The following is a 24,568-nucleotide window of genomic DNA, read 5'->3' on the forward strand; positions in this document are numbered from 1 at the left end:
GATTCCAGGCCCTCCGCACCCTGGCGCCGACTGTCGTCAGAAGCCGATCTTCACGCGGACCGATGCACGGCCCTCGCGGGTGTTCTCGCCTGCCGAGCCTTCCAGCGCGATGCCCAGCCGGACATTCTTGCTGGCCCGGGCATCGATGCCCACGCCCAGCGTGCCGAGCACCGGGGCGATCCGCACGCCGGTCACGCCGAAGCCACCGGTGCCGCTCGGCGCACCCGAGAAGCGGACGGCGCCGACGGTATCGAGATCGCCCGAATTGTAGCGGACGCCCATGCTGACCCATGGCATCGCCGTGCCCCCGCCGGCCTTCACCCTGGCGCCAAGGCGCAGCTCCGCGCCCGCGGTGAACAGGTCGCGGTTGGCCGACGCCATCTGCAGGCCCAGGCCGCCGGCGGCATTCTCGGTGAAGCCGTCGCGCTGGTCGCGGACCTTGCTTGCGCTGCCGATCAGGGCGAGGCGCAGGCCGTTCGCGAACTCGGTGCGGAAGCCGCCGGAGATGCCCACCGAATAGCCGGTGGCGCGGATGTCGCCGGTGGCGAGCGCCGTGGTCGTGCCGATGGCCAGCGTGCGCTTGCTGTTCAGGTCGCTCGAATACCAGCTGCCCGAAGCGGCGACGAAAGCGCTGCCCGCATCGTAGCTCAGATAGCCGCCCAGCTGATACTGGTTGCCGCTCACCGTCGAGGAGCGGCTGTCCATATCCGCATCGATCTGGGCGACGCCGCCGGCGATGCCCGCGGTGAAGCCGTCCAGCCGGGTCTCCACGCCCATGGCGACGCCCGCCACGGTCGTGTCGAGGCCGGCATGTACGCTGTCGCCCAGCAGCTTCTGATAGCCGCCATAGACCTGGCCCCAGACGCCGCCATTGCCCGTATCGTCATTGCCCGCGCCCGGCAGCGTCGCGCCGGAGAGTGCGCTGGCGAAGCCGTTGCCCGCCGTGCTGGTGGTGCGGACATCGGCCAGGCTCGCGCCGGCGAACCCGCCGCCGATCAGCGCATCGCTGCCATCGCCCACGCGCCGGCGGAGCAGGTCGGTGAACAGGTTGTTCGCCGAAATCGTCGCGGTCGAGACATTGGCGAGGACTTCGCCGCTGAAGCTCCCGAACGCCGCGACGCGCTGCCGGGTGTCGAGCGAAGTGATCGTGTTGAGCGTCGCCGCCCACTGATCCGAGGCGTTGCCGGTGGTGGAGTTGCCGAGCGCATTGGCGACTGCGAGCCTATTCGTGTCGCCCGCCGCCACGCCGTCGTTGAACTCCATGTTCTTCTGGACCTGAAGGACGACGGCGTTGGCGACCAGATCGTAGCGCAGGCGCCACTTCAGGTTCGGGTTGCTCGCCACGGTGGCGAACACCGAGCCGTTGGCGAAGGTGCCGGTGAGGGCGTTCGCCTGGACGATGGTGTAGAGCTGGTTGAAGCGATAGTCGCTTGCCGCCGCGGTCAGCGCGTTGACCTGAACCGTGCCGCCCGTGAGCGTGGCGGCGCCGTTCACCTTGATGCTGTCCGAAGCGAAGTTCAGGCTCGTGCCGCCGAAGTCGAAGAGCAGGGTGCCGCCGCTGACGGTCAGGCTGCCCGCGGTGAAGCTGCCGATCGGGTTGATCGCGCCCAGCGCCCCGGTGGCGAGACCGCCCGGCGAGAAGGTGCCCGAGCTGATCGTCAGCGCGCCCGCCAGCGTGCCGCCGCCGATCAGCGTGCCGCCCTGGACGCGCATGCCGCCCTGGGTGGAGCCGGAGAAGGCGAGGGTGCCCGCCGTCACATCGAAGCGTCCGGTGGTGGCGAAGGTGCCGGCCAGCGTCAGCGTGCCGATGCCTTGCTTGTCGATCGAGCCCGATCCGGTGATCGCGCCGCCAAAGGCCGAGTTGGCGCCGCTCGCCAGGGTCAGGCGGCCGGTGCCCAGCGCGATGGTGCCGGGGCCGGAGATGCCGGCGACGGTCTCGTTGAAGTTGGCCAGGTCGAAGGCCGCGCCCGAGGCGACTCCGATCGTCGCGCCGTCGGCCAGGCGGTCGCTGGCCCCCAGGCGCAGCGTGCCGGCCTGGACGGTGACGGCGTTCGCTGCCGCCGTCCCGTTCAGCACCGAGGTGCCGCCGATGTTGTAGAGCGTGCCGGCGCCGAGGCTGGCGTTCACGGTCGCGCCGGTGAGCTGGTACTGGCCGGCGGTGAGCGTGCCGGTGCCGGCCAGCGTGCCGCCGAGCGCGAAGACGCCCACCGTGTCGCTGTTCGCGCCGAGGTCGAGCGTGGCGCCGGTGCTGACCAGCACGGTCGCCGCGTCGGCGATGCGGTTCGAGGTGCCGAGCGTAAGCGTGCCGCCCTGGACCGCGATATCGCCGGCCACCTTGCCGTTGAGCGTCGAGGCGCCGCCCAGGTTGAACACGGTGCCCGCACCGAGGTTGGCGTTCACGGTCGCGCCGGTCAGCTGATACTGGCTGGCGGTGAGCGTGCCGGTGCCGGCCAGCGTGCCGCCCAGGCCAAGGGCGCCGATCGTGTCGCTGTACGTGCCGATATCCAGCGTCGCGCCCGAGGCGACGGTGACATTGGCAGTGTCGGCCAGGCGATTTGCCGCGCCTAGTGCCAAGGTGCCACCATTGACGGCGACATCGCCGCCTGTGGTGCCGTTCAGCGCCAGCGTGCCCGCCTGCACGACGAGCGGACCTGCCGCATTGCCGTTCAGGGTCGAGCTGCCGCCCAGGTTGAACACGGTGCCTGCCCCGAGATTGGCGTTCACGGTCGCGCCGGTCAGCTGATACTGGCTGGCGGTGAGCGTGCCGGTGCCGGCCAGCGTGCCGCCGAGCGCGAAGACGCCCACCGTGTCGCTGTTCGCGCCGAGGTCGAGCGTCGCGCCCGAGGCGACGGTGACATTGGCAGTGTCGGCCAGGCGATTTGCAGCGCCGAGCGCCAGCGTACCGCCATTGACGGCGACGTCGCCGCCCGTGGTGCCGTTCAGCGCCAGCGTGCCCGCCTGCACGACCAGCGGGCCTGCCGCATTGCCGTTCAGGGTCGAGCTGCCGCCCAGGTTGAACACGGTGCCTGCCCCGAGATTGGCGTTCACGGTCGCGCCGGTCAGCTGGTACTGGCTGGCGGTGAGCGTGCCGGTGCCGGCCAGCGTGCCGCCGAGCGCGAAGACGCCCACCGTGTCGCTGTTCGCGCCGAGGTCGAGCGTCGCGCCCGATGCGACGGTGACATTGGCGGTGTCGGCCAGGCGGTTCGATGCGCCGAGCGCCAGCGTGCCGCCATTGACGGCGACGTCGCCGCCCATGGTGCCGTTCAGCGCCAGCGTGCCCGCCTGCACGACGAGCGGGCCTGCCGCATTGCCGTTCAGGGTCGAGCTGCCGCCCAGGTTGAACACCGTGCCCGCACCGAGGTTGGCGTTCACGGTCGCGCCGGTCAGCTGATACTGGCCGGCGGTGAGCGTGCCGGTGCCGGCCAGCGTGCCGCCGAGCGCGAAGACGCCCACCGTGTCACTGTTCGCGCCGAGGTCGAGCGTCGCGCCCGATGCGACGGTGACATTGGCGGTGTCGGCCAGGCGGTTCGATGCGCCGAGCGCGAGCGTGCCGCCATTGACGGCGACATCGCCGCCCGTGGTGCCGTTCAGCGCCAGCGTGCCCGCCTGTACGACGAGCGGGCCTGCCGCATTGCCGTTCAGGGTGGAGCTGCCGCCCAGGTTGAACACGGTGCCTGCCCCGAGGTTCGCGTTCACGGTCGCGCCGGTCAGCTGATACTGGCTGGCGGTGAGCGTGCCGGTGCCGGCCAGCGTGCCGCTCAGGCCAAGGGCGCCGATCGTGTCGCTGTACGCGCCGATATCCAGCGTCGCGCCCGATGCGACGGTGACATTGGCGGTGTCGGCCAGGCGGTTTGCCGCGCCGAGCGCCAGCGTACCGCCATTGACGGCGACGTCGCCGCCCGTGGTGCCGTTCAGCGCCAGCGTGCCCGCCTGCACGACGAGCAGGCCTGCCGCATTGCCGTTCAGGGTGGAGCTGCCGCCCAGGTTGAACACCGTGCCCGCACCGAGGTTCGCGTTCACGGTCGCGCCGGTCAGCGCATATTCGCTGGCGGTGAGCGTGCCCGAACCCGCCAGCGTGCCGGCGATGGCGGCGATGGCCACCGCGTCGCTGTTCGCGCCCAGATCGACCGTGCCTCCGGCCTGGACGACCAGAGTCGAGCCGTCGGCCAGCACGTTCGAAGCGCCGAGCGTGAGCGTGCCCGCCACCACGGTCTGGCCGGTATAGGCATTGGCGCCCGACAGGGTGGCAGTGCCGCCGATCAGCAGGTTGCCGCTGCCCGAGATCGTGCCGGCGAAGGTGGTGCCGTTGCCGAGCAGGGTCAGTCCGTTGGCGCCAAGCGACACTGCGCCGGTGCCCGACAGGCTACCGATCGCTTCCGACGCGCCCAGCTGCAGCGTGCCGCCGGTCATCGTCACCATGGCCGTGTCGGCGATGGCATTGCCGCCGGAGAGCAGCAGCGTGCCGTCGACGATCGTCCACGAGGTCATGCTCGTCGGGGCCGAGATGGTCCAGGTGCCGCTGCCCGACTTGGTGGCGCTTCCGATGTTCATCACATCGCCCAGCGTTGCCGAGCCGCTGCCCGTCAGCGTCAGCGTGTCGTTGCCCCCATAGCCGCCATCCAGCACGCCGGTCACGATCGCGCTGGTGTCGAGCGTGATCCTGTCGTTGCCCGCGCCGCCGGCATAGCCGCCGTTGAGCGTGCCCGAGATGTTGATCACGCGGTCGCCGGAGCCGCCCGAGAAGATCTTGCCGGTGGTCGAGCCCGCGTCGAGATTGACCGTGATCGCGCCCGTGCCGTCGAGATACATGCCGCCGAGGCCGCCGGTGATGGTGCCGCCCGACTGGTTGGTGAAGGTGCCGCCCGCGCTGGTCCACAGGCCATAGCCGGCGGTGCCGCCGGTCAGGCCGCCCGAGTTGATGACCGTGCCGCCCGCGCCCAGATAGACAGCGGTCTCGTCGCGCGACGTCACGGTGCCCGCGTTGGTCAGCTTCGAGCCGGCGTCGTACATTGCCACGGTAGTGCCATTGCTGGCGATCAAGCCGCCGGCATTGTTGGTGATCGTGGCCGCTCCGCTGCCGACATAGACGGCGGGGTAGCCGTTGAGCGACTGGATCGTGCCCGAATTGTCGATCGTGCCGCCCTGGGCGAGGTACACCGCGTTGTTGGTGTTGCCGATGATCGTGCCGTGGGCGCCGTTGATCAGCTGGATATTGGCGGCATTGCCATAGACGCCGCGGGTGCCGCCGATGGTGCCGTCATTGTCGAGCAGCGCGTTGGCGCCGCCCAGCTGCACGGCCGCATTGCCGGTGCTGGCGATCGAGCCGAGATTGTGCACGCTCTGGTTCGCGCCATAGGCAGTCACTGCGGTGTTGCTGCTGGTCAGGCTGCCCGTCGCCGTCACATCGAGCCGGCTGGCGTCCGCGCCCAGATCGACGCTCACATGGGCGCCCGTGCCGGTCGCGCCGCTGATCGCGACTCGCGACGCGTCCTGTATCAGGATCGAGCCGTTGAAGCTGTTGGTGCCGGAGAAGGCGAGGGTGTTGCCAGCCGCCAGGCCGCCCACGCGCACCTGGCCGTTGCCGGTGATGTTCTGCGAGACGGTGCCGCCATAGGCCTGCTGATAGGCGAGGGTGCCGTTGTTGACGATCGCGGAGCCCGAGATCGTGTCGCTCGCCCCCTGGAGCGTCGCGCCCGACTGGATCGTGGTGGTGCCCAGCCAGCTGTTGGCGGTGTTGGTGAGGACTATCGTGCCCTGGCCGCCGATGACCAGGTCCTGGCTCGGATCGATGCCCGCGCCGGTGCCGGTGGTGATCGCGCCGGTCAGCGTCGCGGTCACGCCCGCATCGGCGTTCAGCGTCGACGGGTTGGCCGAGGACGGAGCGACCACTTCCAGCGAGATGTTGTTGGCATAGCTGCCGGTGGCGCCGAAGGTCGCGGTCGGGTCGATCATGTGGATCGTGCCGCTGCCGAAGGCGCCGGCGGTGTTCGCGCGGATCGCGCCGCCATTGACATAGATGTCGCCGGTCAGGCCGCTCGTGCCGTCGAAGGTGATCGTGCCCGCAGGCATGCCGCCGATACCGGCATGGATCGCCTGGCCGGGATCGTTGCTCGGTCCGGTCAGGGTCATGTTGCCGGAGACCAGGCCGATGCTGTCGAAGTTGATGAAGTTGGCCAGGCTGACATTGTAGCTCTGCCCGGCACCGAAATCGGCAAACAGCCGGTCATAGCCCGCGCCGCCATCGACGATGCCGGTGATCGTGCCGCCGAAATAGGTGAAGCTGTCGTCGCCGTCTCCCAGGTACACATTGGCGATCAGGCCGGAGCGCATGATGACATTGTTGGTGCCGGTGCTCGACCTGGCGTCGTAGTCGCCATAGACGATGCCCGACAGGTCGATGTTGCGCGTGCCGTTGCCGGTCGAGACGATGCTGCCATACATCGCCGAGCCGACCTCGTTGGTCATGTTGACCGTGCCGTCGCCGGAGAGCAGCACCGCGCCCGTGGCGCCGACGAACGAACCGCTCCTATGGTTGGTGATCGTCGAGGTCTGGCCTGCCGCCGTGTCCAGCGAGACGCCGTAGCCGGTGTTGCCCTGGATGGTGCCCGAGTTCTCGATCGTCGCCGCGCCGCCCGTGATGACCAGGCCGTTGGCGCCGCCGACGATGATACCGCCATTGTTGGCGCTGCCGGTGTTGATCACCGTGCCGCCGGCAGTGAACCGAACGCCGTCGCCGTTGCTGTAGTCCTGGTTGATCTGCCAATATTGGGTGACGGTATTGGCCGCGGTGCCGACGGCGATGACGCCGGTGTTGTTCAGCGTCTGATAGCCGTCGCTGCCGATCACGCCGCCGGTGCGGCCGACGATGATGCCGGCATTGTCGATGGTGTTCGCGCTGGCCGAGGCGGTGACGCCATTGCCTTCGGCGACGATCAGGCCGGGAGCCTGGTTCCCGAGCGTGCCGCCGAACAGGGCGACGCCGCTATAGTTGGCGTCGGTCGAGCGGATCAGACCGGCATTGGTCACGGCGGTGCCGGTCTGGGCGAAGACGCCGTTGCCGAGATTGCCGATCACCGTGCCGCCATCGGCGATGGTCAGGCTCGTGCCGCTGCTGGCCAGCGTGACGGCCGTGCCGTCGGTTCCGATCTGGACGGTGCCGTCGAGCGTCAGCGTGCCGTCGTTGACGATCCAGCCGCCGATGCTCGCCGACGCGCCGCTCAGCGTCAGATCGCCGCCGTTGAGGGAAAGCTGCTCGAAATTGCCGAGCTTGCCGAGGTCGAGCGTGGTCGGGCTGGAGACGCTGGCGTTGAACCTGTCGAAGCCGATCGTGCCGGCTTCGATATGGCCGAAGCTGCCGCCATACCAGTTGACCGTGTCGTTGCCGTTGCCGAGCATGATCGCGCCATCGGTTACCGAGCCGGCAAAGAGGCTGATCGTGTTGTCGTTGTCGCCGGTCAGGTAGATCGCATAGTTGCCGCCGGTGATGGTGCCGCTGTTGAGGATGTTCACCGCGGTGCTGCCGCCCGAGTAGACGCCGTAATTGCCGCCGACGATCGTCGCGCCGGCACCGTTGGTGAGGTAGCCGCCGTTGAAGACGACGCCGCTGCCGGTGCTGTTCGCCGTGAAGGTGCCGGTGGTGCCGCCCGAGAGCGTGCCCGCGCCGATGAAGCCGGCATTGTTGATGTTCGCGGTGGCGCCGCCCTGGATGCCCCAGCCCTGGCCGACGATCACGCCGCTCGCCTGGTTGGTGACGGTGGCATTGCCGAACTGCTGATAGACGCCGCGGCTGCCGGTGCCGGTGCCGACGATGGTGCCGCCATTGTCGACGGACACGCTCGCGCTTCCCGAATAGACGCCGCCGGCGGTGCCGCTGATCAGCCCGCCCGACTGGTTGTTGAGCGTGCCCCCGGCGGCGGGGACGAAGCGCACGCCATAGCCCAGCGTCGCATTGGTGCCGCCGGTGATCGTGCCCGAGTTGTAGATGGTGTTGCCGATACCCAGCAGGTTCACGCCTGCGTTCGTCGTGGCGGTGATGGTGCCGCCGTTGCCCAGGCTCAGCGTGCCGGCCGCGGTGATACCGGAGGCGCCGCGGATCGTGCCGTTATACTGGTTGGAGACGCTGCCCGAGCTGAGCACCAGGCCGGTGCCCGCGCTGGGAGTGTAGGTGTCGGTTGCCGAGTTGTAGGTCGCCGCCGCGATCAGCCCGCTGTTGTTGACGGCGCCGCCCGCCAGCATCGACGCGCCCCCGGCGACGCCCAGGAGGCGGCCGCCGGCATTGTTGGTCAGGGTGCTGGCGTTCTCGACGCCATAATATTGGTAGCCGGCGATCGTGCCCGAATTGGTCACCGTGCCGCCCGCCGCGACGTACACGCCGTCCCAGCCGCCGGTGATCAGGCCGGTGGCATAGTTGGTCACCGTGCCGCCGCCGCCCGAGACATAGACGCCGTTGGTGCGCACGTTCGAAGTCGATCCGTACGCGACGCCCAGGATCTGGCCGGAATTGCTGATGGTGGTCGCCGCGGTCGAGGTGATCGCGTTGGTATTGTCGCCGTTGCCGCCCAGGAACGAACCGCGGATCACGCCGCCCGCCTGGTTGGTGATGGTGCCGCCCACCGTCTGGATGCCGTTGCCGCCGCCCGCGACCAGCGTGCCGCTGGTGCCGCCCGAGAGCGTGCCCGCCGCGATCGTGCCGCTGTTGGTGATGCTGGCCGAGCTGCCGGTGAGGACGCCGTTGACGCGGCCGACGATCAGGCCGGCATTGGTGAGGCCGAGCGCGCCCGAGCCGACCGCGTAGATGCCGTTGCCGTTCGTGCCGCCGGCATTGCCCTGGCCGACGATCCTGCCGGTGCCGTAGTTGGTGACGATGAGGTTGCCCGAGCCGGCCTGGTTCTCGATCGCGTTGGAGAGGTTGCTGGCGATCAGGCCGTAATTGTTGACCGACAGCTGGCCGGCGGCGACCACGCCGTCCGAGCCGAGGTGATTGATGCCGCTATTCCGGCCGCTGATCGTCGCGGTGGCGTTGCTCGCCGAGCCGTTGTTGATGATCGAGGTGCCGCTGGTCGCCGCGACGCCGATCGCCGCGCCCCAGTCCTGGTCGATGGCGGTGCCGGTGTTGCTGATCGCGCCGAAATTGTCGACGCCGTTCCCGGTGCCGCCGAGATAGACGCCAAGATACTGGCCGCCCGCGATCGTGCCGCTCTGGACGACGCGCAGGATGTTGTTGGCGCTGCCCAGGGTGACTGCGGCGGCATTGGCGCCGCCGCTATACGCGCCGCTGCGCGCGCCGCTGAGCGTGATCGTGCCGCCGGTGGCCGAATTGACGTTGAATGCGCCGGTGTTGGTGATCGGGCCGCTCAGCGAGAGGGTGCCGAGCGCCTGGAGGTCGCCCGCGCCGCTGATCGCGCTGGCGAAGTCGTAATTGTCGTTGCGGCTGAAGACCAGCGTCGCGCCAGAATCGACGGTGATGGCGCCGGTGATGCGGCCATTGGTGGTGCCGTCGCCCACCTGCAGGCGGCCGCCGGCGACGGTCGTGCCGCCGGTATAGGTGTTGAACCCGGTCAGCGTGACCTGGCCGCTTTCCAGCCGCAGCGCGCCGCTGCCCGAGATCACCGTGCCGCTCGAGCTGCTGCCCGACTGGGCATAGGCGACCGTGCCGTTGCTGACGATGTCGCTGCCCGAGATCGCAGTGGTCGAGCCCCGCGCCGTCACGCCCGAATTGATCGTCGTGGTGCCGGTCCAGCCATTGGTGCCGGTCAGGCTGAACAGGCTGCCCCCGATGCCGGCGAAGGTAACGGCCTGCGAGGTACCGATCGCCTGGCCGGCGGCGTTGGTGCCGCTGCCCGAGGTGATGTTGCCGCTCAGGATGGCATTGCCGCCGAACAGGTTCTCGAACATGACCGGCTGGCCGTTCAGCACCGCGGGAATGTCGAGCACGAAGGTGTTCGCATAGACGCCGGATGCGGCGAACTGCACGTTCGACGTGAGCATGTGGACGGCCGCGCTGCCCAACGCGCCGGAGCCATTGGCGCGCAGGATGCCGCCATTGACGTTGATCGTGCCGACGCCGCTGGTGCCCTGGAAGTTCAGCGTGCCGCCATTGGCGTTGACGGTGATGCCGGGCACCGCTGCCACGCCGGTGAGGGTCCAGGTGCCGCTGTCGAGCTTGGTGACGGTCCCCGCGCCGGTCGAGGTGGCGAGCGAGAAGCTGCCTGCCTGCGCGCCGGTGCCGGTGCCGCGCAGCTGCAGCGTGTTGTTGCCGCCGCCGAGGTCGATCGCGCCGAAGGTTGCGGCCGCCAGCGTGCCGCTGTTCTGCAACGTCACGTTGCCCGTCGCGCCGCTCACTGCGTCGGTGTAGCCCTGCGTCACCGCACTTGCATTGATCTGGCCGTTGTAGATCGCCAGCGTGTCGTTTCCGGCGCCGCCGGTGATGCTGCCCGAAGCCGAGCCGGCGAACAGGTTGATCGTGCCGCCGGCATTGCCGGTGATTGCGGTAGCGCCGGTCCCGCTGCCTGCCTGGCCATAATTGTTGAACGTGCCGCCGTTCAGGAAGACGGCGGCGCCGGAGCCGGGGTTGTTGCCGCCGCCCAGCGCGGCACCCACCGCATTGGTGATCGTGCCGCCGCCATTGGCATGAATGGCCGCGCCGCTGCCCTCGCTGATCGTGCCGGCGTTCAGGATGTTCGCCACGCCGCCGACATAGACGGCATCGAGATTGAGCGAACCGGTGCCGGCCCCGCGGATCATGCCGGTGTTGACCAGGGTGAGGGCGCCGCTGGTCTGGATGCCGCCGGACGCGCCTTCGATCAGGCCGGTATTGGTGATGTTGGCGCTGGCGCTGCGGATCGCCGTGGTGGTGCCGCCCTGGACATAGTTGTTCGCGCCATTGAGCGTGCCGGTGGCGATCGTGCCCGCGTTGCTGACGCTCAGCAGGCCGGTGCCGCCATTGTAGATGCCGGCATAGCCCGCGCCGACGATCTGGCCGCCGGATGCGTTGGTCACGCTGGCGGCGCCGCTGTTGATCAGCACGCCCGCACCTTCGCTCGTCGCGCCATAGATGCGGCCGGTGGCATTGTTGAAGACGACGCCGGGGCCGCTGATCTCGATGCCGGCGAAGCGGTCGCCCTGGATCAGGCCGCCATTGACGATATGGGCGCCATTGTTCGCGCGCACGCCGTCCCAGCGGCCATAGAGGCTCGCGCCGGCATAGTTGGTGAGGCTGAGCTGGTTGGAGCTGGCGAGGACGCCGTTGCCCTGGGTCGCGATCGAGCCGCCGGCGGCATAGGTGATCAGGCCATAGTTATCGACCGTGCCGCTGCCGATCGCGATGCCGGAGGAAGCGCCGGTGCCCGACATGATCGTGCCGCTGTTCTGGATGTTGTTGCCGGTCGCGAGCGAGTAGATGACGTCGCCGGTCGCGCTCAGCTGCGCGCCCGACTGGACGACCATCAGGTCGGCGGTGGTGAGCGTGACCGCGTTGCCCGCGACATTGGTCAGCGCGCCGTTGACGATGAGCGTCGTCGCATTGCCGCCCGCCACCGTCCAGCCCGGGCCGCCGTCGCGGCTGCCGGTGAGCGTCAGGTTGCCGGTGACGAGGTTGTAGGCGTCGAAATTGACGATGTTGGCGAAGAAGCTGCTCTGATCGATCGTCCGGCTGGTCAAGGAACCGATATCGACCGCGAAGGTGTCCGTGCCCGTGCCGGCATCGACGGTGCCGCCGATGGTGCCGCCGCCCCAGGTGAAGGTGTCGTTGCCCGAGCCGAAGGTCGCGCCCTGCATCGCACCGGTCGCGCCGAGCGTGAAGTTCTGGGCGCCGGTGGCGGCGCTGGCGTCGTAGTTGCCGTTCAGCGTGCCGCCGAGATTGGTGGTGGTCGCGCCGCTGCCGGTGATCTGGATCAGGCCGTTCGTGGTCGATCCGGCATTGAGGTTGAACAACGAGGCGGTGGTGGCGTCGAGCCGGATCGCACCTGCGCCGCCGCCGGTGATGGTGCCGTTGTTGGTGACCGTCTGGCCGGTCGAGAAGGTGCTGCTGTCGAAGCGGATCGCCCAGCCGGTAGTGGCGTTGGCACCACCGGTGATGGTGGCGCCGGCATTGTTGGCGATCGTGCCGCCACGGCCCGAATAGATCGCCATGGAGTTGGTCGCGGTGATCGTGCCGGCGTTGGTGACGTTGGTGGTTCCCTGTCCGTCCACCACGGTCTTGCCGGCGCTCATCGCGCCGTTGTTGGTCACGCTGAGAGTGGAGGGCGCCTGGGAATTGCTTACGCCGGTTCCGGCGCCGCTGGTCGCGTTGACCGTGCCGTTGTTGACCAGGGTGATGTCGCGGCCGGCCCGGATCGCGAAGGAGCCCTGCGAGGTGACGCTGACGCCCGACGCCACGTTCACCGCGAGATCCGTGTTTATGGTGTTCGAACCGATCGCGGCAAAGCCCGTGCCGCTGCTGATATTGGCGTTGGCGTTGGCGGTGTTGGTGCCGCCGACCACGCCGGTGCCCTGGAACACCACGCCCGAACTCGGGCGCGTCGCGTTGCCGATTGCGGCGCCTACCGTCACGGTGCTGGTCTGGCCGGTCAGGGCGGCATTCACCTGGATGCCGACGCTGCCGCCATTGATCGTGCCGCCCGGAGTGGTGGTCACGCTGGTGGCGGCGTTGTTCGACGAGGCGTTGATGCCGATGCCGGCGCCGCTGGTGCTGATCGCCGAACCCGAACTGACCGTGACGGCGCCCCCCGCGCTGCTTGCGGTCGCGCTGATCCCGGTACCGCTGGCAGGGGTACTGATCGAGCCGCCGGTGGTGGTGACGTTGGCGCCCGTGGCCGAGATCGCGGCGATGCCGGTGGAGAAGCCCGAGATGACCGGCGCCTTCAGCGACAAGGTCACCGAGGAACCGCTGGAGCTGGCGTAGATGCCCGCCCCGCCGGCCCCGTCGGCGGTGACGCTGCGCAGGCTGGTGACGGTGCCGAAATCGACGACGTTCACGAAGCCGGTGGCGATCAGATAGGCGCCATAGGTGGCGGTGAGGTCGGTGGTCGAGGCGGCATCGAACTGGCCGATGGCCCAGGTAAGGTTGCCGTTGGCGGCCGTCATGCCGATGGCCGCGCCGTTCTGGTTGCTCGAGAGCGCGTTCGCGCCGCTGGTGAAGAGCACCGCGCTCTGGCCGTTGCCGGCGATCTGCTGATAGGCGATGCCGGTCGGGTCTCCGGTGGTGTTGTTGATGGTGACGCCGGACAGGGTGACGCCGGAGTTCTGCGTGTTGGTCACCTGCACGCCACCGCCGGCACCGGTAACATCGGTATAGGAGCCCGTGCCGGAGATCGTGCCGCCGCCCACGGGGTTGGTCGACTGGGCCAGCGCCGGCGTGGCGAGCGCGATGCCGATCAGCGCCGTTGAACCGAGCAGTGCCTTGCGCAACAGCGCCTCGCGGCCCACGCGCACGGAAACCGCCTTGGACGCACGCGCGCCATTGCCACGATCGATCATTTCAGAAGCCCCCGAAATCCTAAGGACCGTGCGCCCCCGACTCATTCGGGACGCACGGCAGACAGGGGGAATTCCTTAGGCCCGGGTGGGGATTTTGCTGTTGAACGCCCGTCTCACCGATTTGGATCGATGTCGCACGGCGACACGGGTCCCGCTTTGGGACATCAGCGGTTCAGGATGCTCCGCGCGCGGCAATCGCTGGGAGTCTCGCCGAAGCGGGCCTTGAACAGCCGGCTCAGATGTGCGGCGTCGCTGAAGCCGAGCCGCTCGGCGATATCGCCGATCCGCTCGGGATTTTCGGGGTTGAGCAACGCCTGGCGCGCCGCTTCCAGCCGCATGTCGCGGATATGGGCCTGCACGCCGCCGCTCTCCTCGAACAGCCGGTGCAAGGTGCTGCGCGACACGCCCAGCTTGCGGCAGAGATTGGCGATCGTCAGGCTGGGCGAGCCGAGATGCTCCTGGATCTCCTTGCGGGTGCGCAGCAGCAGCGTGGCGGGGTCCTCGCGGAAGCCCGGGGCTTCGCTGCGATTGGCGCCCTTCAGCGTCAGCATCAGCACGTCGAGCATCGATCGGCCGAGCCGGGGGGCATCTTCCTCGCCGAAGCGGGGCAGGGCCTCGCGCACCTGAAGCATGTGCGAGGCGAGCATGGCGCTTTCCGCCGGGCTCAGCACCATGCCGTGCAGGCTGGCGGCATCCAGTCCCGCTTCGGTCGCCAGGTGGCGTGGCACGGAAAAGCCGATGCTGCGTCCGCCGGCGGAATCGTGGAGCGAGGTCTGGCCATGGTCGACGAGCACCGCGGCGCCCGGCATCTGCACCCAGTCGTTCCTGCCCGCGATGCCGGCTGCCTTGCCGTCCAGGTTCACGGCGACCGCTATCGTGTTCCGCCCGATATCGACGAGCCGCCTGTCGCGTTTCCAGCGTTGCGAGGAGATGTCGGTGTACATGAAACCGATCTCGCCCAGCCGTACGAACTCGCTCGACACGCGGAACGCTTCCAGGGGTTCGGTGCTGAAGAGCGGGCCGGCATTCGGCCAGTGACTCTCCCACGCGTCAAAGCGCTCGCTGGGGGCAATATCTGCGGTCGTGTAACGGTAAACATGGACGGGATGTGATGCCAAATCACGCTCCGGAGTTGCTTTGCTTCCAGGTTTCCATTCGATTCCCGGCATTTAAGCCATTCACATTAAAGGTGGGAAGATTCGGCTGCACGCAGATTCTGTGCATGTGCCCTGAAGCGGCACGAATATTAACAAGAATTAATCTTCGTCCGCAAGGGATGCCGCCGGCCATCGAACTGCGGCCCCGGCTCCGATCATGGTCGATGGCGCAGCGCGCCGCGACATCGGCGGCCGGCGAGGATCACGCCGAATGCGCGGACAGAAGGCGGTGCGGGCGTGCCGCTGCCTGCGAGTGGTTGACACGCCGTCGCCGCAAAAATACGAAGCCGGAAGGATATGATGCAACATATCATTGAAGGGGGCTCCGTGAACTTATCTGGGATGGGCGTCTTGGCGGCGTCTCTGGCGTGCGTTTGCCAGCCTGCCCTTGCGCAGGAAGCCAGGAATGACGAAGCGCCGCAGCGGGGAGCACGCCAGGATCGCCCGGCGGCACATGGTGATGGCGGGGCGGAGTCCGAAGCCGGTGCCATCGTCGTGACCGGCTCGCTGATCCGGGGCCTGCCGCGGGAATATATGGCCAGCCCGGTCTTCACGCGCGACCGAATCGATATCGACCGATCGGGCGCTGGTTCGACCGCCGAGTTCCTGCTGACCATCCCGCAGAACTTCACCGGCGATCTGAGCGAATTCGCGACCACCGGCGCCGGTATCGGCAGCCCGCTCGGCGATGGGACGACCTACAACCAGTTCGACGGCTTTGCCGGCTTTGCCCTGCGCGGGCTCGCCTCGGATGCGACGCTGACGCTGCTCAATGGCCGGCGCATGCCGTCGGTCGGCATGACCGAAGCGCCGACCGTCTCCGTGCTGCCCTCGATGCTCATCGAGCGGATCGACATCATTCCGGATGGCGCTTCCGCCACCTATGGCGCCGATGCGGTCGCCGGCGTGGTCAATATCGTCACGCGCAAGCCCAGGCAGGGCCTCGAGGTCGAAATTCGCAACGCGATGGCGACCGAGACCGGCAAGACCAGCCTCCAGGTCAGCGCGCTCGCCGGGCATAGCTGGAACAGCGGTTCGATCTACGGCATGGCGATGTACCAGAAGCGCGCGCCCTACACGCGCGATCCTGTCCGCGTGTCGAACGAGTATCTCCAGATCGACGCGTTGCCCGACGAACTGCTCACCGGCTTCTATGCCGGCGGCCAGCAGTCCTTCGGCGATTTCACCTATTCGCTCGACGCTTCCTATTTCGAGCGTGAGCGCAGGTCGCAGCAGCGCTACCTGGACGAACCCCAGTACAATCGGCGCTTCCATACCGGCACCTCGGGCTATTCCTTCTACAACAATCTGCACTGGCAGGGGCGCGGGCGGACGGCCATCGACCTCTATGTCGATTATGGCCGCAACGACACCGGCAGCGATTCACGCCGCGTCACCGGCAGGCCCAGCTTCCGCAATTATTCGAACACGCTGTTCGTCGCGGAACTGCACGGGCAAGCCGAGCTGTTCCGGCTGCCCGCGGGCCCGGTAATCGCGGCTGCCGGTGCGCAATATCGCGCCGAGACGCTCTGGACCGATGCGAGGATCTTCTTCAACCGAAGCGGCGGTTCGCGAAGGACCAGGTCGGTGTTCGGTGAGGTCAACGTGCCGCTGGTCGGTGTCGATCAGGCGGTCCCGCTGGTCCGTTCGCTGACCTTGTCGGCAGCCGGCCGCTTCGAGGATCTGGGTTTCGACACCGCCTTCTCGCCCAAGCTCGGGTTGCGCTGGCAGGTCGATCGCTCGATCGCCCTGCGCGGGACCTATGCGCGCTCGTTCCTCGTGCCGCGCTTCCGCAGCACGATCGGCATTGCCGAGCAGGTTTCGATCGGGCTCTATCCCTACAAGTTCCTCGATCCCGCATTGCAGAACCCGGCGCTTCCGGCCGGCCAGACGCTGGTGATGTATCGCGCCGGCGCCAATCCCGCGCTCAAGACACAGAATGCCGACACCTTCACGATCGGCGCCGATCTCACGCCGGCCCTTATCCCGGGCCTGACGATCAAGGCGGATTATTACCGCATCAAGATCACCGGCCGGGTGGGCACGCCCGCGCCCGATGACAGCCTGTCCGTTGCCGACCTCCAGATCTTCAACACCAGGAATCCGAATATGGCGCAGCTGCAGGCGGTGCTGCGGAACCCGGATGTCTTCCGGCGCTTTGCCGAGGTGCCGGGCTATAATGGCGGCGAACTGACCTTCTTCGACAATGCGGGCCAGGTGCCGGCGAGCCTGCTGTCGCAGATCCAGCTGATCGCGGACATCCGCTCGCAGAACTTCGCCGTCGAATCCACCGACGGCATCGACCTGGATCTGGATTACAAGACCCGGCTGTTCGGAGGAACCGCCGCGTTCACCCTGTCCGGCCAGTATATCCTCAACCTCGCGCTGAACGCAGGCGGCGCGACTGCGATCTCGCGGCTCGACGGCTATGCCAAGCCGGCCGACCTGCGCTTCAACGGGACCATCGCCTGGGGCCGCGACGGTTTCTCGATCGGCTCGATGATCAACTATGTCGACGGCTTCGTCGACGATCGTGCCGGCCAGCCGCGCCGCCGGGTCGGATCCTTCACGACCGCCTCGCTGTTCGCCAGCTTCGACCTTGGCCGCCTGTCGCGCGCATCCTGGCTGCGCGACAGCGCGCTCCAGCTCGTCGTCGCCAATGTGTTCGACCAGGCTCAGCCGCGGATCGTCGACGGGGTAGTGGGCTATGATCCGTACAACAACCCGCCCAATCCCCGGACCGTCGCCGTCACCTTGTCCAGGCGCTTCGGCGGCCGTTGATGCATTTCCCCGTTCGCAGCGCGAAATCCCTGGAGTCTCGCATATCTCTCAATATTGGCCATGCTCCATGGCTTCTCCCCATGCTTCGAATTCCTGACTACCGACCAGGGTAGTGAAGACGACATGAGCCCTGTTCAGAGAATGGCCGACCGCCTTCTTTCCATTCAAACTGCCAACCCACCAAGTCACAGCTTCTCCTCCTACTCCGGCAAACCTGGTGATCTTGCCGATTTTTCCTATCCACTCGAACGTATAAACCCTTCTACCTTTGTCATCTTTTCCATAACCAATGCCGATATACTTGCGACATGGATCCGTGCGCAGGCGAACTCCGGCATCTTCGCCATATGCGCAAAACATGGGAACATATTCGCCATGAAACTTCTGAAAGGATGCATTGGCATCCGGTAGAATAACGCCAGAGATGGCGGCGGAAATGAAAATTACCTCCGAAAATTTCTTCATGCGCACTGCCTCCGGCTACCGCCAGTTGGAGTTCACTCTATCCATTATGGCTTTTCCTGCGGCCTTTCGCCTTTCCACATGGCGTTTCTTAGAAGATGCCCCGTACGCTTATGGGAGCAGCACGACCGGAATTGCAGCATGCAGCACCGATTTGCGCTCGGCCCTGTGCTTTCCGCCGATTGAGGGCAGAATGCACTAGAAACGGTTTCTGACGGTCAGGCGGATCGTCCTGCCCACCGGATCCTGGTCGTCCCGGCCATAGCCTGGCGCCGGGCTGCCCCTTCCCAGGCGGGCGCTGGGCCGCGTATCGAACAGATTGTCGATATCCAGCCCGAACTGCATGCCAGCGGCACGGCGTGGAGTGGCGCCATCATGGCCCGGTCGGATGGCGCGTGCCAGCGCATAGCTGAATTTCAGATCCACCGTGCCGATCGCGGATACCAGCAGATCCTCGGGGCCGTCGCGGCCGGTGTCGCGCCGCACGCGATAGGCACTGCGCCAGCGCGCCGCCAGGTTGACGCCCCATGGCCCGTCTCGCCCGTCCATCTGCACATCCAGCTGGTGGCGCGGCACGCCGCCGCCGTCACCAACCAGCCGGTCCATTTCCGGCAGGCCCGCATGGATCATGGTGAGATTGCGCAATTGCAGATTGTGGTTGATCGCGATCCGCAGCGTGCCCGGCTTTGCCCCGCCGAGCGGGAAGGTGATGCTGAGGTTCGAGGCCAGGCTCTCGGCACGCGTAGAGCGGAAATTGATCGGGCGCCGGTCTATGGTGGTGAGCCGTCCGCCGGCATCGCGCGTGAACCGCCCGGGGAATGCCGCCTCCAGTTCGGGCGTGACTTCCGGCAGGGAGCCGATGCCATTGACGGCATTCGATCGTTGCAGGCTGACGCTCCCGGTCAGGTTCCAGGGGGAGAAGGGGCCCGCCGATGCCGATAGCGCGATCCTGTCGAAGCGCGGCGGAAGCAAATCCGGTGTGCCGCCCAGGATCGGCAGGACCTGCGCCGATTCCCCGGTGGCGAAGTCGAACACCGTGATCGGGGCGCCATAATAGGCCGGCGCAAAGCGCTGCGCATCGGGTACGCTGTCGATCGAGGTCGACCAGTTGCCGATCAGCCGCAGCTTGGTCGTGGGCATCCAGATCAGGCCGGTGCTCAATCCCTTGCCTTGTCCGGCGTCCGTCTGGCGCAGGGTGCCGCCGAACGTCGCGGACATGCTTCCCAGCAACCGCGCGATCGCCGAACCGTTGCCGGGCGAGGGCGGGCGCCAGAGCGGAAGCGACACGGTGCCGCCCAGGTTGAGGTCGCGGGCGGAAAAGGCGCGTTTGGGCCCGGCGCCCAGGATGGACGTGCGGGACAGGGAGGCCCGCATGGTCAGGTTGACGGTCACCGGTCCGGCGGGAAGGTTCAATACGGGGCGGTTGGCCGACAGGGCGGTCGCCAGCGATTGCTGGCGGGAAGCCGTGTCTGCCAGGCCTGACTGGCTGCTCGCCAAGAGCTGCCCGGTCAGCGATGCCTGCAGGGACCAGCCCAGGAGCGAACCGCTCAGGCCGCCGATCACCAGCAAGTTGCGCGTGCTGTGCCGGCTTTCGATCGGTCCGTCGCCGGACAGGGATATGGCGCGGTCGCTTCGTACCTGACCCTGGATGTTGAGGCTCGAGGACCAGCGCCCCAAGGCGCGGGTCAGCGCCAGATTAGCGTCCATGGTCTGTACCGAAGGGCGAAGGCTGACCGCCTCATAGCCGGGATGATCCTCCAGATACTGCGATCGTTCCGCGCCGAGCAGCGCGGTGTCCCGTGCGGCGCGGATGCCGAATTGAGTCGTGCTGTTGCCGGATATGGCGCCTTGGCGAAGATCTCCGGACAGGCTCGACATCCCGCCGGCGGTGGGCGCCTTGGCGTCGAACTGGCCGTCCCGGCTCTTGAAGCGTCGTTGCAGCACGATGTTGAGCACCCGCCGCGACGAATCGCCGCCATATTGCGCGCCCGCGCCGCGCGGCAGCACTTCGACCCGGACCAGCGCATCCGACGGAAACCGGGAGAAGACGCCGGGATTGGCGACGCGCTGGCCGTTGACGATGACGACGGGATCGTCTCCCAGCGCATTGCTCTGGATAGTGCGCTGGATCACTTCGCCGATATCATAGGCGCCCAGCGCGTCGATCTCTTCTGCGTTCAGTTCGATCTCGGGTGCCATGTCCGCGGCTCCGCGGCGTCCCGTCACCACGATCTGGTCGTGCTGGGGCAGGGGCAGGGGCAGGGGGGCAGGCACCTCCTGTCCCGCCGGGGCTCCATGGTCCTGTACGGGGACGGGGCCAGCGGATTGCCCGCCGTTCGCGAGGGCCGCAAGCGCGCAGACTAGCAACTGCATTGCAAGCGCCATCCTCCTCGTGCCCGGCAGGCTGCCGAACTGCCATCCCGGCCCACGCCCGTTTCGCGGCTTCCCGAAGGTGCCCTAGGTTCGCGATGCGACGCGCGCCGGCGCCCAGAGCGGTGGGCGCCGCCTGGCCCAGGGTGCCGCCTGTTCCAGCTCGAAGGCGATTTCCAGCAGTGTCCGTTCGTCGCCCAGCCGGCCCGCGAACTGCACGCCGATCGGCAGGCCTTCGGCGGTCCAGTGGACTGGCAGGCTGATCGCCGGTCCGCCGAATGCATTCTGCACCATCGTGTAGTCGGCATAGCCGTTCAGCCGCGAGGCCAGCATGTCGAGCGGCAGCGAGCCGTTGATCTCGCCGATCTTCACCGGCGGCTTGAGCAGGACCGGGGACATGAGGACATCGACCTTGTCGAATGCACTGTAATATCCCTTGGCATAGCCGTTCACGCGCCCGAGCGCCTGGTCGGCACTGGCAGGCGGGATGAGGTCCCCCATCGCGCCGATCGCCGCGGATGCGGGTTCGATCAGCTCGGCGAGATGCTGTGCATCGAGCTTGGTGGCCGAGAGCAGATAGCGTTTCAGCTGAGCGCCCTCGAGCAGGTAGATTTGCGTGAAATCGGCCAGGAACGCCTTGGTGTCGAATGGCCATTTCACTTCCTTGACCGGATGGCCGAGGCCGCTCAGCACCTTGTAGGTGGCATCGAGCGCCAGGAGCGCTTCCTTGTCCGGCAATGCCCCGCTGAGACCGCCGATCAGCAACCCGACGCGCAGCCGCCGGGTCGACGGCCCTTCGACGCGTCCCACCGGCGGATAGATGCCACCCCGGCGGATTTCGACCGCCGCGAGGAAATTGGCGGTATCGCGTACCGTCCGCGAGACGCATAGCGGCTCGGTCAGGTCGAGCTGGGCGAGATGGCCCGGCGCATCGGGCACGCGCCCGCGCGACGGCTTGAGGCCGACCAGACCGCAATTGCTCGCCGGAATGCGGATCGAGCCCGCGCCGTCCGCCGCATGGGCCATCGGCACGATGCCGGCGGCGACGGCGGCCGCCGATCCGCCCGACGAGCCGCCCGGCGTATGGTCGAGCGCCCAGGGGTTGCGCGTGATCCCGTAGGCCAGCGTCTCGACGGTGGGCAATGCCCCGAACTCGCTCATCGTCGTTCGCGCAAAGGCGTTGAATCCCGCCTGGCCGATCGCCGCGGCCATCGGGCCGTCCTGCCTGGCGATCGGTGTGACCTTGTCGAGCCGCGAGCCGAAATGCACGTGCGTCCTGGCAAGGTCCTCTTCGTCCTTGACCAGGAACGGTACGCCCGCGAAGGGCGCGGAGAAGTGCTTCGTGGCGAGCGCCTGTTTGCGCGCGCGCTCGTAGAGTTTCTCGCTGAAGCAGTTGAGGTCGGGCAGCACGGCTTCCGCGCGGGCGATGGCGGCGTCCAGCGCCTCTACCGGGTGGATCCGGCGCGTGCGGATCGCTTCGGCCAGCGCCGTCGCGTCCATCTCGGCGAGGTCGCTCGCCGCAGCCGGCCCCACCAGGGCAGCGCCGGGGAGCAACGCGCCGACGCCCATGGCGCCGGCCCGCTGCAGGAAGTCGCGGCGCGTGCCGGCGGACGAGAGGTCGTTGCAATCCACCATGATCGGCTTCCTTCGGGTTTGCTGGAGGTCAGGCGCTGAAAATCCGGCGGCCTCGTTCCACCGACATCGTCTTGCCGGGGCGAATGGCGAGCGAGCGTGCCTTGACCGTGTCCATGAACACCCATTCGCCCGTTACCCGTTCGGGCGTGAGCTGGACGGCCATGTAGCCGCGACTGCTGGTATCGGCCCATTTGAGCTCGGGGCTGGCGCGCATGATGAACTGGGCGGTCAGCTGGGGCGGCAGCGCCAGATAGGCTTCGATCCCCGGCGACGAGACGCTGTGTCCGCCGAACTCGACGCCTGCCGGCTTGCCTTGCGAAGCGAGATCGAACGCCCAGCCATTATGGCTGTCGCCCGACAGCACGACCAGGTCGGCATCGGCGGCCTGGGCGGCACCGAGCAGGCGTGCGCGCGCTGCGGGGAAACCGTCCCAGGAATCGAAGTCGGGTGCCGTGCCGGCCTTGCCGGCGGCCGAGAGCACGTTGAGGAACGCGGCCTGCTCGGGTGGCAATTTGAGGCTGGCGACAAATGCGGCCGGCAGCTCGGGCAGCCGCATCTGCCCCATGACCACCTGTTGCGCGAGGACCTGCCACTTCGCGCCGCGCCGCTTCGAGCGCGCGATCCCGTCTTGCAGCCATTGCTCCTGCTCGGGCCCCATCAGCGTCCGCTTAGGATCGGCCAATGGCCCGTCGCGCAGCGCCTTGAGCTTGGCGACCGGATCGCCGCTCGTACCGATGATCGCCACCGGATCGAGCCGTTCGCTGCGGGCGGTCAGACGGGTTTCCGGGCGGAAGATCGTCGCCAGGTCGCCGATCTCGAAGCTCGACCAGGGCTTGCCCGATACCGGCAGCCATTCGTTCCAGGCTTTCATCGAGGCGCGCTTGCGCTCCTCGTAATCGCCTTCATCGGGCTGATGGTTCTCGGCGCCATGTGCCCAGGCGTCGTTCGCCGTCTCGTGATCGTCGTGCTGGACGATCATCGGGAACATCTGGTGCAGGCGCTGCAGATCGGGATCGGCGCGATAGCTGGAATAGCGCAGGCGGTAGTCGGCCAGGCGGATCGCCTCGCCGGCCGGCTCGATCAGGCGGCCGGCGATCGCCTGGTCCGCCCCCGGATAATAACCGCGCTGATATTCGTAGATATAGTCGCCCAGATGCACCATCAGGTCGATGTCGTCCCGCGCGGCCGCATGGGCATAGGCGTTGAACCAGCCATAGGGCAGGTTGGCGCAGGAAAAGACGCCAAGGCCGAAGCGCTCGACCGGCCCGGCCGGCAGCGTCCTGGTCCGCCCGACCGGCGAAACCGCGCCGTCCGGGGCGATGAAGCGGTAATAATAGGTCCGCCCCGGCTGCAGGCCGCCAACGACGACGCGCGCGGTATGGTCGTCGGCTCTGCTCGCCCCGGCGCCGCCGCTCGTCTTCTTCCGGAAATCGGGCGTTTCGGAAAGCTCCGCGGTCAGCTGCACGTCGCCGCCATCGGCAGGCACATAGCGGGTCCAGAGCAGGATCGAGTCCGGCCCAGGCTCGCCGCTGGCGACATTGTGGGTGAAGCCGCGTGCGGTCAGCAACGCCTGGGCACGTGCCGCGCCGCCCATCGCCAGCGCGCCGATTCCGAAACTGCCTGCCAGGACCAGGCTGCGGCGGTCGATGATGATCGTCATGTCGGTTCTCGCGGGAAAGGAGGGACTATCGCGGAGCGATTGGCGACGGCGACGGCGACGGTGCCGTGGCGGAGGCCGGGGGCGATTTCGCAGCGGCGGGGATCGCACGCAGCGCTGCGTCGATCGCCTTCAAGCGCTCATGCGGCATCGCATCGGGAAACATCGCTTCCAGCGTCTCCAGGCTCATCGCCTTGAACTGATCATATTGCGGATGGGTGGTGAAACCCGGCAGTTCGCGTTCCAGCACCGCCTTCGCCGCGGGATTGGCGGCGAGCTGCTCGATCGGCGTCCTGGCGCTGAACGCGGGTTTGTCCTGGCCGGCAACGGCGTGCAGCGGAGCGGCAATCGCCTGAAGGGCGATGGCGAGCTGCAAGATACGGAAACCCGTGCGCATCCATGCTGTCCTTGCTGGGCAAAGGAGCGATGCGGCGGGTGGAGCCGCCGCATCGCCCAGTTGGGGGGTCAGTTGATCGTGATCGCCGGCGAGACCGTGAGGCTGCCCGAGGCGTTGCAGACGCCGCCGATCAGGGCCAGGAAGCCGGTGGTGCCGGGCAGCGCGGCAGAGAGCGGGCCGGCGGTCGAGGTGAGGTTGCTCCACGGGCCGACGACGTCGCGCGGGCCGCAGTCGCCGAGGCGGGTCGAGACGGCCATGTCCTTGATCGTCACGCTGGTCGAGGAGTTCGCCTGAACGCGCAGCGGAAGCACCAGGCCATCGTCGCACGCCAGCGGGCCGCTGACGGCGCTGCCGGTGTAGCTGGTGAAGGTGATGCCCGTCGAGTCGGTGGTGCCGCTCAGCGTGACATTGCACACCGTGGTCAGGGTGCCGTTCAGGTCCTGGGTGAGCTGGCCCGAAGCGGTCACCGCCGTGTTGGCGGGCGACAGGGTCTGGGCCATCGCCGCCGACTGGAAGGCAACGAGGCTGATGAGAGCGGCGACAGACTTGGTGAAGATATTCATCGTGAGTTTCCTTTTCAATTGGGATGAATTTGAAACAAGGCACGTCCTTCACGAGTAGTTTCTTGTTATA

At 67.7% G+C, this 24,568-nt stretch carries 9 protein-coding genes; 1 reads left to right on the forward strand and 8 read right to left on the reverse strand.

Annotated elements, in window-relative coordinates; all coding sequences use genetic code 11:
- Nucleotides 1–36: 36 nt before the first annotated feature.
- A complete protein-coding gene (locus FHR20_RS05045) occupies nucleotides 37–13,476 on the reverse strand; it encodes a beta strand repeat-containing protein (protein WP_167298492.1) in 13,440 nt (4,479 codons plus the stop codon).
- Between the two features lie 164 nt (nucleotides 13,477–13,640).
- Nucleotides 13,641–14,459 carry a helix-turn-helix domain-containing protein gene (locus FHR20_RS23125; protein ID WP_167298493.1) on the reverse strand — a complete coding sequence of 273 codons (819 nt, stop codon included), beginning with the start codon at nucleotides 14,457–14,459 and terminating at the stop codon, nucleotides 13,641–13,643.
- Between the two features lie 525 nt (nucleotides 14,460–14,984).
- On the opposite strand from FHR20_RS23125, the gene FHR20_RS05055 reads away from it, so the two are divergent.
- Entirely contained in the window at nucleotides 14,985–17,414 is a 2,430-nt protein-coding gene (locus tag FHR20_RS05055; RefSeq protein WP_167298494.1) for a TonB-dependent receptor plug domain-containing protein, read from the forward strand.
- Nucleotides 17,415–17,462: 48 nt separating this feature from the next.
- Here the strand turns inward: FHR20_RS05055 and FHR20_RS05060 are convergent, their stop codons facing one another.
- From FHR20_RS05060 to FHR20_RS05085, 6 genes are all read right to left on the reverse strand, one after another.
- Nucleotides 17,463–17,879, reverse strand: a complete 417-nt coding sequence (locus tag FHR20_RS05060) for a hypothetical protein (RefSeq protein ID WP_167298495.1) — start codon at nucleotides 17,877–17,879, stop codon at nucleotides 17,463–17,465.
- A 195-nt stretch (nucleotides 17,880–18,074) separates the two neighbouring features.
- Entirely contained in the window at nucleotides 18,075–20,150 is a 2,076-nt protein-coding gene (locus FHR20_RS23130; RefSeq protein ID WP_167298496.1) for a porin family protein, read from the reverse strand.
- Nucleotides 20,151–20,333: 183 nt separating this feature from the next.
- Complete coding sequence (locus tag FHR20_RS05070; protein ID WP_167299379.1) at nucleotides 20,334–21,881, reverse strand: amidase family protein; 1,548 nt, start codon at nucleotides 21,879–21,881, stop codon at nucleotides 20,334–20,336.
- Nucleotides 21,882–21,909: 28 nt separating this feature from the next.
- Nucleotides 21,910–23,541: an alkaline phosphatase D family protein gene (locus FHR20_RS05075; RefSeq protein WP_167298497.1), complete on the reverse strand. Its 1,632-nt coding sequence runs from the start codon at nucleotides 23,539–23,541 to the stop codon at nucleotides 21,910–21,912.
- Between the two features lie 25 nt (nucleotides 23,542–23,566).
- Nucleotides 23,567–23,935 carry a hypothetical protein gene (locus FHR20_RS05080; protein WP_167298498.1) on the reverse strand — a complete coding sequence of 123 codons (369 nt, stop codon included), beginning with the start codon at nucleotides 23,933–23,935 and terminating at the stop codon, nucleotides 23,567–23,569.
- A 68-nt stretch (nucleotides 23,936–24,003) separates the two neighbouring features.
- Nucleotides 24,004–24,498 (reverse strand): hypothetical protein, encoded by a 495-nt coding sequence (locus tag FHR20_RS05085; RefSeq protein ID WP_167298499.1) that lies wholly within the window; start codon nucleotides 24,496–24,498, stop codon nucleotides 24,004–24,006.
- Nucleotides 24,499–24,568: the final 70 nt, after the last annotated feature.

Origin of the sequence: Sphingomonas leidyi, assembly GCF_011761945.1 — a bacterium.
Classification (GTDB): domain Bacteria; phylum Pseudomonadota; class Alphaproteobacteria; order Sphingomonadales; family Sphingomonadaceae; genus Sphingomonas; species Sphingomonas leidyi.

Excerpts from the sequence above, each read along its gene's own strand:
- FHR20_RS05045 (WP_167298492.1), bottom strand. The coding sequence starts at position 13,476 with ATGATCGATCGTGGCAATGGCGCGCGTGCGTCCAAGGCGGTTTCCGTG.
- FHR20_RS05060 (WP_167298495.1), bottom strand. The coding sequence starts at position 17,879 with ATGAAGAAATTTTCGGAGGTAATTTTCATTTCCGCCGCCATCTCTGGC.
- FHR20_RS05070 (WP_167299379.1), bottom strand. The coding sequence starts at position 21,881 with ATGGTGGATTGCAACGACCTCTCGTCCGCCGGCACGCGCCGCGACTTC.
- FHR20_RS05075 (WP_167298497.1), bottom strand. The coding sequence starts at position 23,541 with ATGACGATCATCATCGACCGCCGCAGCCTGGTCCTGGCAGGCAGTTTC.
- FHR20_RS05080 (WP_167298498.1), bottom strand. The coding sequence starts at position 23,935 with ATGCGCACGGGTTTCCGTATCTTGCAGCTCGCCATCGCCCTTCAGGCG.
- FHR20_RS05085 (WP_167298499.1), bottom strand. The coding sequence starts at position 24,498 with ATGAATATCTTCACCAAGTCTGTCGCCGCTCTCATCAGCCTCGTTGCC.